Annotated in this window: 8 protein-coding genes; 4 read left to right on the forward strand and 4 right to left on the reverse strand. The window is 61.1% G+C overall.

The annotated features are described in order from the left end of the window. The first annotated feature begins 5 nt into the window (after nt 1-5). The 3 genes from K9B32_RS22075 (at nt 6) to K9B32_RS22085 (ending at nt 4,680) form a co-directional block, all read left to right on the forward strand. Nucleotides 6-953, forward strand: coding sequence for a DUF1402 family protein (locus tag K9B32_RS22075; RefSeq protein ID WP_224566000.1), 948 nt, complete (start codon nt 6-8; stop codon nt 951-953). A 52-nt stretch (nt 954-1,005) separates the two neighbouring features. Further along, the gene (locus tag K9B32_RS22080; protein ID WP_224566001.1) at nt 1,006-2,418 is read left to right on the forward strand and encodes a cytochrome P450; all 1,413 of its coding nucleotides are present in this window, start codon (nt 1,006-1,008) and stop codon (nt 2,416-2,418) included. Nucleotides 2,419-2,508: 90 nt separating this feature from the next. Further along, a complete protein-coding gene (locus tag K9B32_RS22085) occupies nt 2,509-4,680 on the forward strand; it encodes a malate synthase G (RefSeq protein WP_224566003.1) in 2,172 nt (723 codons plus the stop codon). A 74-nt stretch (nt 4,681-4,754) separates the two neighbouring features. Here K9B32_RS22085 and K9B32_RS22090 read toward each other — a convergent pair whose 3' ends face one another. Further along, nucleotides 4,755-5,441, reverse strand: a complete 687-nt coding sequence (locus K9B32_RS22090) for a L,D-transpeptidase (RefSeq protein WP_224566005.1) — start codon at nt 5,439-5,441, stop codon at nt 4,755-4,757. A 180-nt stretch (nt 5,442-5,621) separates the two neighbouring features. Here K9B32_RS22090 and K9B32_RS22095 point away from each other — a divergent pair, with 180 nt between their 5' ends. Then, nucleotides 5,622-6,116, forward strand: coding sequence for an MmcB family DNA repair protein (locus tag K9B32_RS22095; RefSeq protein WP_224566007.1), 495 nt, complete (start codon nt 5,622-5,624; stop codon nt 6,114-6,116). Between the two features lie 2 nt (nt 6,117-6,118). Here the strand turns inward: K9B32_RS22095 and K9B32_RS22100 are convergent, their stop codons facing one another. The 3 genes from K9B32_RS22100 to hrpB all read right to left on the reverse strand — a co-directional run bounded on the left by K9B32_RS22100 (nt 6,119) and on the right by hrpB (nt 10,567). Beyond that, the gene (locus K9B32_RS22100) at nt 6,119-6,694 is read right to left on the reverse strand and encodes an ActR/PrrA/RegA family redox response regulator transcription factor (protein WP_037116872.1); all 576 of its coding nucleotides are present in this window, start codon (nt 6,692-6,694) and stop codon (nt 6,119-6,121) included. A 69-nt stretch (nt 6,695-6,763) separates the two neighbouring features. Further along, a complete protein-coding gene (locus K9B32_RS22105) occupies nt 6,764-8,074 on the reverse strand; it encodes an ActS/PrrB/RegB family redox-sensitive histidine kinase (protein ID WP_224566009.1) in 1,311 nt (436 codons plus the stop codon). Between the two features lie 27 nt (nt 8,075-8,101). After that, nucleotides 8,102-10,567: an ATP-dependent helicase HrpB gene (gene hrpB / locus K9B32_RS22110; RefSeq protein ID WP_224566011.1), complete on the reverse strand. Its 2,466-nt coding sequence runs from the start codon at nt 10,565-10,567 to the stop codon at nt 8,102-8,104. Nucleotides 10,568-10,764: the final 197 nt, after the last annotated feature.

Genomic DNA, 10,764 nt, shown 5'->3' on the forward strand with positions numbered 1-10,764 from the left:
TGATAGTGCGACGTCTTCTGACAAGCCTCCTGATTGCCGCTGCCGTGCTGGCCACGGCGCCCGCTTTTGCCATGCAAGTGGTACCGCCAGGCAATCGTCATGCAGAGCAACCGGATGTTCCAGGCGCCTCGGTTCGCCGCACCAAAGGCACAAAGACCTCGTTCGATCGCAAATACGAGAAGGTCCGTGACCTTCTGGCGTCGGATCACGAGCTGATGGGGAAGATCAAGAAGATTTCGGCCGCTTACGGCATCGACCCAATCCACGTGATCGGCGCGATTGTTGGCGAGCACACCTATAATGTCGACGCCTACGACCGCTTGCAGTCTTATTATGTGAAGGCCGCATCCTATGCCGGCGAGAACTTCCGCTTTGCCTATAATGGCGAGGACGTGGACGACTTCATCAAGCGACCGCAGTTCGCCGAATGCAACGGCAAGGGCGATTCCTACACGCTTTGGAGCTGCCGCGAGGATATCTGGGAGAGCGATTTCCGCGGCAAGACGGTCGACGGCAAGAGCTTCCCGAACAACCGCTTCAGCGCCGTTTTCTTCCAGCCCTTCTACGCCGGTCAGACCTTCGGGCTTGGCCAGATCAACCCGCTGACCGCCCTCATGCTCTCGGACCTCGTCTCCAAGGTGTCGGGCTATGGGAAGCTGAACGAGAAAGATGCCGGTTCCGTCTACAAGGCGATCATGGAGCCTGATGTGTCGCTCGCTTTCGTTGCCGCCTCCATCCGTCGGTCGATCGACGACTACAAGCAGATCGCCGACATGGATATCTCCAGAAATCCAGGCCTGACCGCCACGCTCTACAATGTCGGCAATTCGCGCCAGCGCGCGGCCGCTCTTGCCGCCAAGAACCACGCTTCGGGCGAAACGGTCTGGCCTGAAGAGAACTATTACGGCTGGTTGGTCAATGATAAACTGGACGAGTTGGAGCGCCTGCTCTAGCTTTTGCCTTGCCGGAAGAGCTTAAAAATCTTCCGCGAAAGGCTGAATTCTCATGGACATGCGTCCGGATCCCTTTGAGCCACCAGCGCCGCTGCCGCGAACAGTGCCGCCGGGCCGTCTTGAGATCATCCGCACGATCCTGCGCAACCCACTGGAGCTCTGGGGTGAGCCTTCCTATACGCTCCCGTGGATCCAGACGCGGTTCTTTCGTGAAAGAACCCTGATCGTCAACGATCCCGGCCTGATCCGCCATGTTCTCGTCGACAATGCCGCGAACTACCGTATGTCGGACATTCGCCAGCTAATTCTGCGCCCCATCCTGCGCGACGGATTGCTGACGGCGGAGGGGGATGTTTGGAAGCGCTCGCGCAAGGCGGTCGCACCAGTTTTCACGCCGCGCCATGCAAACGGCTTTGCCGGGCAGATGCTGCGTCAGTCCGAGGACTATGCGAGGAAATACGAGGCGGCCGGCAGCGAGGGCAAGGTCTTCGAGATTGCCGCCGACATGACGGAGCTGACCTTCGCCATTCTCGCCGATACGCTGTTCTCGGGTGAGATCGTCACCTCCTCCGACAGTTTTGCCGATGACGTCAACGCCCTCTTGCACCGAATGGGGCGCGTCGATCCGATGGACTTGCTGCGCGCGCCGTCCTGGGTTCCGCGCGTCACCCGCATCGGTGGCCAGAAGGTGCTCGACAAGTTCCGCAACATTGTGCGCCAGGCCATGGACGCCCGGCTCGCGCGCATGCGGGCCGATCGAACTGCCGCGCCGGACGACTTCCTGACCCTCCTCCTTGAGCAGGCCGAAAGCGGCGGACTGACGAACGACGAAATCGAAGACAATATTCTCACTTTCATCGGTGCCGGCCACGAGACGACGGCACGCGCGCTCGCCTGGACCCTTTACTGCGTAGCGAATACGCCGCATTTCCGCGACGCGATGGAGGAAGAGATCGATCGCGTGCGGGCGCAGGACGTCGAGCCGGTGAAGTGGCTCGATCTGATGCCTTACACCCGCGCGGCGTTCGAAGAAGCGCTGCGGCTCTATCCGCCGGCACCGTCGATCAATCGCGCCGCCATTGCCGCCGATCGCTGGACCGACGCGAAAGGTGAAACGGTCGAGATCGAGTCCGGCGTCACTGTCCTCATCATGCCGTGGACACTACATCGCCACGAACTCTATTGGGACAAGCCGCGCGCCTACATGCCGGAGCGGTTCCTACCCGAGAATCGCGGCAAGATCGGTCGTTTCCAGTTCCTGCCGTTCGGCGCCGGCCCGCGCGTCTGCATCGGTGCAACCTTTGCCCTGCAGGAAGCCGTCATCGCTCTGGCGGTGCTCATGCATCGTTTCCGCTTCGATCTGACTGATCAGACGAAGCCCTGGCCGGTGCAAAAGCTGACAACGCAGCCGCAAAACGGCCTGCCGACGCTCGTCACGCTGCGGTCTTTGCATAAATTGGCATAAATCTTTCGAACTATTGCATAATTGACTATGAATGAAAGCCGGGCAAAGTGGCAGCATGCGAAAAACTGCGCGCGTTCTAGGAGACATTGAATGAGCCGCATCGATAAAAACGGTCTTGCTGTTGAAGCTGTCCTTCATGAGTTTCTGGTCAAGGAAGCGCTGCCCGGGCTGAAGATCGATGCCGATAAGTTCTTTGCCGATTTTTCGGCTATCGTCCACGATCTGGCGCCGCGCAATCGCGAGCTGCTCGCCAAGCGCGATGCGCTCCAGCTTCGCATCGATGATTGGTACCGCCAACACGGCGCGCTCACTGATATCGAAGCATATCAGGCGTTTCTTCGCGACATCGGCTATATCTTGCCGGAGGGCTCCGATTTTCAGGTCACGACGACGAATGTCGATCCGGAGATCGCATCGATCGCCGGTCCTCAGCTCGTCGTTCCCGTCATGAATGCGCGATACGCGCTGAACGCTGCCAACGCCCGCTGGGGCTCACTCTACGATGCGCTCTACGGGACGGATGCGATACCCGAAAGCGACGGTGCCGAAAAAGGTAAAGGCTACAATCCGAAGCGCGGCGAAAAGGTCATAGCCTGGGTTCGCGACTTCCTTGACACGGCCGCGCCGCTGGACGGCTGGAGTTGGAAGGATGTTGCGACGTTTGCCGTCAAAAGCGGCGCGCTCGCTATCGGCTTGACCGATGGCGAGCATGTCTCGCTGACCGATGCGACGCACTTTGCCGGCTATCAGGGCGATGCCGCGGCACCGACTCACATCCTCCTGAAGAACAACGGCATCCATATCGACATCGTCATCGATACCTCAACCGCGATCGGCAAGAGCGATCCGGCTCATATCTCCGACGTCTGGCTCGAATCGGCGATGACGACGATCATGGACTGCGAAGACTCGGTTGCAGCCGTCGACGCCGAAGACAAGGTTGTCGTGTATCGCAATTGGCTCGGCCTGATGAAGGGTGACCTTCAGGAAGAGGTATCGAAGGGCGGCTCGAGTTTCATTCGCAAACTCAATCCTGATCTACAGTACAGCGATCCGGCCGGCACGCCTTTCGAGGTGCATCGCCGCTCGCTGATGCTGGTGCGTAACGTCGGCCATCTCATGACAAATCCGGCTATCCTTGATCGCGACGGTAATGAAGTGCCGGAGGGCATCATGGACGCGATGGTCACCGGCATGATTGCGCTCTACGACGTCGGCCCGAACGGCCGCCGCAAGAATTCCCGCACCGGCTCGGTCTATGTCGTCAAGCCGAAGATGCATGGTCCCGAGGAAGTCGCCTTCGCCGCCGAGATCTTCTCGCGTGTCGAGGACGCCCTCGGCATGGCGCGCAATACGATCAAGATGGGCATCATGGACGAGGAGCGCCGGACGACGGTCAATCTCAAGGAATGCATCCGTGCCGCCCGCGAACGTGTGGTCTTCATCAACACCGGTTTCCTGGATCGCACCGGCGATGAAATCCACACCTCAATGGAAGCCGGCCCGATGATCCGCAAGGGTGACATGAAGCAGGCCGCCTGGATCGCTGCCTACGAAAACTGGAACGTCGATATCGGCCTCGAATGCGGCCTCTCTGGCCATGCGCAGATCGGCAAGGGCATGTGGGCCATGCCGGATCTGATGGCGGCGATGCTGGAGCAGAAAATCGCGCACCCGAAGGCAGGCGCCAACACCGCCTGGGTTCCGTCGCCGACGGCCGCGACGCTGCACGCGACGCACTATCACCGCGTCAATGTCGCCCGTGTCCAGCATGGTCTCAAGGATCGTGCGCGCGCCAAGCTCTCCGATATTCTTTCGGTCCCCGTCGCGGTCCGTCCAAATTGGACGCCGGAGGAAATCCAGCGCGAACTCGACAACAATGCCCAAGGCATATTGGGTTACGTTGTCCGCTGGGTCGATCAGGGCGTCGGCTGCTCCAAGGTGCCTGACATCAACAATGTCGGCCTCATGGAGGACCGTGCGACGCTGCGTATTTCCGCCCAGCATATGGCCAACTGGCTGCACCACAAAGTCACGACCGAAGCGCAGATCGTCGAGACGATGAAGCGCATGGCCGCCGTCGTCGACCAGCAGAATGCCTCCGATCCAGCCTACGCGCCGATGGCTGCCGATTTCGACGGTTCGGTCGCCTTCCAGGCGGCACTTGACCTTGTTTTAAAGGGCAGGGCGCAGCCGAACGGTTACACTGAGCCTGTCCTGCATCGCCGCCGCCTCGAGCTGAAGGCCAAGCAGGCGGCCTGACGAGGTAAATCAATGTATAAGGCCGCCGAAACGATGTTCCGGCGGCTTTTTTGATACCCCATTTCAGCGACAGCTTACTGGATAACGATGACCTTCGAGGTCGTCTTGCCGGGGCGTACGCGGCTGTAGAGGTCGATGACGTCCTGATTCATCAGGCGAATGCAGCCGGAGGAAGCAGCGGTGCCGATCGAAGCCCACTCCGGTGTACCGTGCAGGCGGAAGAGGGTATCCTGGCCCTTCTCATTGAAGAGGTACATGGCGCGCGCGCCAAGCGGGTTGCTGAGGCCGGGGCCCATGCCCTCCTCGACATACTTCGCGACTTCGGGCTTGCGCTCGGCCATTTCCTTCGGTGGGTGCCAGGTCGGCCATTCCTGCTTCCAGGCGACGTAGGCCGTGCCTTCCCATGCAAAGCCCTGCTTTCCGACACCGATGCCGTAACGCATCGCCTTGCCCCCGGGCAGGATGTAGTAGAGGAAGCGCTCGCGCGTGTTGACGATGATCGTGCCCGGGCGTTCGGTCGTTTCGTAAGAGACGATCTGCCGACGGAACTGCGGCTTAACCTTCTGGATCGGGATCGCCGGAAGCGAATATCCCGCATCCGTCGTCAGGCCGTAAGCGTCGTCGAAGATCTGCGCGGTCTGGACGGTCGGCCCCGGGGTGCCCGTGTCTTCAACGGAGGCGCTCTCGGTAGTCGAGGAGCAACCGGCCAGAGCGAGCGTCGCCATCAGGCCGAATACAGAAAATGCATTGCGGATGCGCATGGATGTCTCTTAGGAAATAGGCTGGGAGGAACGGTCTTTTGAACCATCTTTGATTATGGTTTATTTTCGATTAACTTTGCCTTTGCAAGCTGTTGCAGTGCGGCAAAACCAATACGCAGCGGCAAATTAGAAGCGCATGGTTTTTTTGCAACAACGCGCGCGCCTGACCGATGGTTATCCATGACGATTTTGAGTGTTTACAATAACAATCCGTTAATAGACGGCCGGCAGTCGGACAGAGCTATGCTCGTGCGCCGCGGGACTCAGATTTTACTTCATGAGATGCGTCACGCTGTCTTGCCCGAACTGTCGCTTGCGAGCGGGCGACGGGCGGATCTGATCACCATTTCGGAGAAAGGTGAGATCTGGATCATCGAGATCAAGACCTCGATCGAGGATTTTCGTGTCGACCGCAAGTGGCCGGACTATCGCCTGCATTGTGATCGGCTGTTCTTTGCGACACACAACGATGTTCCGCTCGATATCTTCCCTGAGGATTGCGGCCTGTTTCTCTCTGACGGCTACGGCGCACATATGATCCGCGAAGCGCCGGAGCATCGCCTTGCGCCCGCCACACGCAAATCGGTCACCCTGAATTTCTCTCGCGCAGCTGCCCAGCGCCTGCTGCTGGCCGAGTGGGCAAACGGCAAGTCTTTCGAAGTCGACGATATCTAGAGTTATTTGGGCGCGCGCTTGGCAAGAATCCGCTGCAGCGTGCGGCGATGCATGTTGAGCCGCCGCGCCGTCTCCGAGACATTGCGCTCACACATCTCATAAACCCGCTGGATATGTTCCCAGCGTACCCGGTCGGCTGACATTGGGTTTTCCGGCAGCTCCGCCTTCTCGCCGGCCCGCTGCGTCAACGCGGCATACACGTCGTCGGCATCGGCAGGCTTTGCCAGGTAATCGACGGCGCCGAGCTTCACCGCCGTGACGGCTGTCGCAATATTGCCGTAGCCGGTCAAAACGATGATCCGCGTGTCGTCCCGACGCTGCCGGATAGCCTCGATCACATCCAGCCCATTGCCGTCGCCAAGTCGTAGGTCGACGACAGCGTATTTCGGCGGATGGCTCTTTGACTTGGCAACACCCTCGGCGACCGACTCGGCTGTCTCGACCTTAAAGCCGCGCGTCTCCATCGCGCGTGCCAGGCGGCGCAGAAACGGCCCGTCATCATCGACAATCAGCAGGCTGGCGTCCGGACCAATATGATCCGCATCTGCAAGGGAGGATTCGTGGTCAAGCTCGTTCATATTCGTCAATCCCGGCAACCGCCTGCCTGATATAAGTCAAGTATCCCGCTTTTCATTATGCCGATAGCGTCATTTTGTCGAATTTGCATCGATCAGCATGCGCGGCCATTCGACACGGACACGCGCTCCGGCCGTCTCCGGCATGCGGTTCTCGAACGCAAGCGACGCGCCGGATCGCTCCAGAAGCGTCTTGGCGATGAAGAGGCCAAGTCCCAGCCCGCCGGCGCGGTCTTCCCGCTGTCTCTTTGTGACATAGGGTTCGCCAATCCGGGTCAGAATATCGGAAGAGTAGCCCTCGCCGTCGTCCTCGACCGTGATGAGGACTTTTCTAGCATCGTGCTCGACCGTCACTGTGACCTTAGCGCGGGCGTAGTCGACGGCGTTCTCGATCAAATTGCCGAGCCCATACATGATGCCGGCATTGCGATCGGTTACGGGCTCGCCCTTGCGCGGGCTCTTCTCGATCAGGTCGAGTTTGATGCCGAATTCCCTGTGTGGCGCCACGATCTCTTCCATCATGGATGAGAGCGGCAAACGTCGAAGATGTGCCTCGCCTTCCGCGGAAAGTGTCGCCAGCCGCCGCAGGATGTCGCGGCACCGCTCACTCTGGCTGCGCAAGAGCTGCACATCCTCGCGAAAGCGATCGTCGTCTTTCAACTCTCTTTCCATCTCCTTGGCGACGACGCTGATAGTGGCGAGCGGCGTGCCAAGCTCGTGTGCTGCAGCGGCGGCAAGGCCGTCCAGCTGTGAAAGGTGTTTCTCCCGCTGCAGCACAAGTTCGGTTGCAGCCAAGGCGTCGGCCAGCTGGCTCGCCTCCATCGAGACGCGGTAGGCATAGAAGGCGGCGAAGGCCATGGTCGATGCGATTGAGCACCAGACGCCGAACTGCATCACGGTATGGACATTGATCTCGACCCCGTCGAACCACGGCAAGGGAAAGGGCGAGAAGGCGAGGATGGTAATGCAGACCATCGCAACGACAATGAGCACCGTGCTGAAGCGGATCGGCTGCGATGCGAAGGAAATGATGACAGGAACACAGACGAGGGCGGCGAAGGGATTGGCAAGGCCACCAGTGATGAAGAGCAGCGCACAAAGCTGCAGAAGGTCGAAGCCGAGCAGCGCGAAGGCCGCGCCCGGGTAGAGCCGATGCGTCGGCGGATAGCGGATCATCAGGTAGAAATTGACCGCTGCCAGTGCTGCGATCAGCACCGCGCATGCAATAAGCGGAAGCGGAAACTTCAGCCAGAAGGCAACGATGAACACCGTCACGGCCTGGCCACCGACAGCAAGCCACCTCAATCGCACCAGTGTCTGTAGTCTCAGGCGTCTGCTGCTGTGCCTGTCCTCTTCCGGCGAACTCTCGACAGTATCGACCATGTGGCATCCCTTGAACCTTGCTAGGGCTCATGTACCACGCGGTTTCACCCTTGTCGTCGGCATGGCGTGCTCTGGCCGCTCAGGCCAGGGGTGCTTGGGATAGCGGCCGCGCATCTCGGTGCGCACGTCCTTCCACGAGCCGGCCCAGAAGCCGGGCAGATCGCGGGTTGTCTGGATCGGCCTGTGCGCCGGCGATGTCAGCTCAAGGAGCAGCGGCAGCCGTCCGCCGCCAATCGCCGGATGCTGCTTGAGGCCGAAGAGTTCCTGCACACGAATGGTCAGCGTCGGTTCCTCGCCGTCATATTGGATCGGATGCCGCTGGCCCGTCGGCGCTTCGAAATGCGTCGGCGCGAGGCGTGAAAGATCGCGCTGCAGTTCGTGCGGTATCAGCGCCATCAACCCAGTCGAAAGGCCGGATGGGGAAATGTCGGAAATCCCTCGAGCATCCATCTGATAGGGAACGAACCACTCGTCGAGCCGCGCAAGCAATGCTTCGTCGCTGAGATCAGGCCACGGATCACCGATGCTGCGGTGAAGAAAGCCGATGCGTTCGCGAAGCTGCATGGCCTCCTTGGAAAAGGGAAGCTGTTCCAACCCCAGCTCGCGCACGCCTTCTGCCAGCGCACGGCTGACGGCTTCGCCGGCAGGGCGGGGCAGCGGCGTCTCGTCGAAGACGATCGCGCCGAGCCGTGTCGCCCGTCTGGCTCTGACCTGCCGGCTTTGCCGGTCGAAGAAGGTCTGGTCGTCGGTCGAAATGGCATCGGGCAACTCTTGCTCGATGTCAGCGCGCAAAACCTCTGCTGCCGCCAAAATGCGCCCCTGCGCCGCGCGGCCCGTCAGGTCGGCGATGACGAGCATCTGGCTGCCGGCAAGTCGTTCGGTCTCCGGCAGTTCCGCGCCGCGTCCGTTCGCCATCAGGAACCGGCCTCTGCCACCGCGCTGCAGCGCGATGCGGTCAGGAAAGGCGTGCAGCAGCAGCCTTCCCGTCTGGCTGGGTTCCGTTGTCTTGGCGACATCGAGCCCCTTGGCCAGTCGAGCCGCCAACTGGCGCGCGCCTTCGGCGCGATCGCCGCGTTCCGACCGGAAGCGGCGCATCCGCTCTTCGAGGTCTATACTAGGGCCGCCGAGGCCTTGTTCGGTCAGCAGCACGGCAAGCGCCGCCGCATCCCTCGCATGCCCGATCTCGCCGGCAGAGATCACCATAGCGGCCAGACGCGGCGGCAACGCAAGGTCGCGCATCATCTTTCCGCGCGCAGTCAGTCCTCCGTCCTCGCCGAGTGCACCGAGCTGCCGCAACAGCGCGCGCGCTTCCGAAAGCGTCGTCTCCGACGGCTGGTCGACAAGGGACAGCGACCGGGTATCCTGAACGCCCCAGTGGGCAAGGTCGAGAACCAAGCCGGAGAGATCGCTGGAGAGAATCTGCGGTGGCGTGAATGCCGGCAATGCGGCCGTCTGCCCCTGATGCCACAGACGGATGGCGATACCGGGCTCGGTGCGCCCCGCACGCCCGGCGCGTTGGTCGGCTGAGGCACGTGAAACGCGGACCGTTTCCAGCCGCGTAATACCGGTTGATGCCTCGAACACCGGAAGCCGCTGCAGGCCGCTATCGATCACGATCCGCACGCCGTCGATGGTGATCGACGTCTCGGCGATCGACGTGGCGAGCACGACCTTGCGCGTCCCGGGCTCGGCCGGCCGGATTGCCGCATCCTGGTCCTTCAGTGTCAGGTTGCCGTAGAGCGGTGCGATCAGTGTCTGCATCCCGAAGCGTCCTTCGAGCCGCTCGGCCGTCCGGGCGATCTCCGCCTGGCCGGGCAGAAAGGCGAGGATTGATCCGCTCTCGCTGGCGTGGGCGTCAATGATCGCGCGTGCCATTGCATCTTCTATGCGTTCGCCGCCCGGACGATCCTGATAGCGGATGTCGATCGGATAGCTTCGTCCCATGCTTTCGATCAGAGGCGGCTGATCGAGAAGCGCTGCGATGCGGGCAACATCAAGGGTTGCCGACATCACGAGCACGCGCAGGTCATCGCGTAAGGCGGATTGCACGTCGAGCGCCAGCGCCAGGCCGAAGTCGGCGTCCAGGGAGCGCTCGTGGAACTCGTCGAAAATGACGGTCGAGACGCCAGCGAGCTCAGGATCTTCGAGGATCATGCGGGCGAACACGCCCCCGGTGACAACCTCTATCCGAGTTCTGGCGGATATTCTGGTGTCGAGGCGCATGCGATAGCCAATGGTCTCGCCGACGGTCTCGCCGAGCAGTGATGCCATGCGGCTTGCTGCTGCGCGTGCTGCGAGGCGCCGCGGCTCCAGGAGCACGATCTTCCCGTCGCCGCGCCATTCCTGGTTTAACAGGTAGAGCGGCACGAGTGTCGTCTTGCCGGCACCCGGTGGTGCCGAAAGCACTGCGCGGCCCCGCGTGCCGAGTGCTGCTCCAATGGCGGGAAGAACATCAGAAACCGGAAGATCCGGCAGGGAGGTCGTGCGGTTCACGGGCGCGTCGTTGTCTCATAGGTGGGATGGTGCAGTTGCTCATCGTCCAGGATAAGCATCTCGTCAGCCCTAGGGATATCTGAACGTGAAACTACCGGCACAGCCCCGTTACGTGCAAGTCATGCGGCCTTCTGGGCGCGGCGAGCCCAAAATAGCGCAACTATACAGCCAGTGGTAGAACCTCGAGCGGTCGACAC

Origin of the sequence: Rhizobium sp. 3T7 (genome assembly GCF_020166565.1) — a bacterium.
GTDB lineage: Bacteria > Pseudomonadota > Alphaproteobacteria > Rhizobiales > Rhizobiaceae > Rhizobium.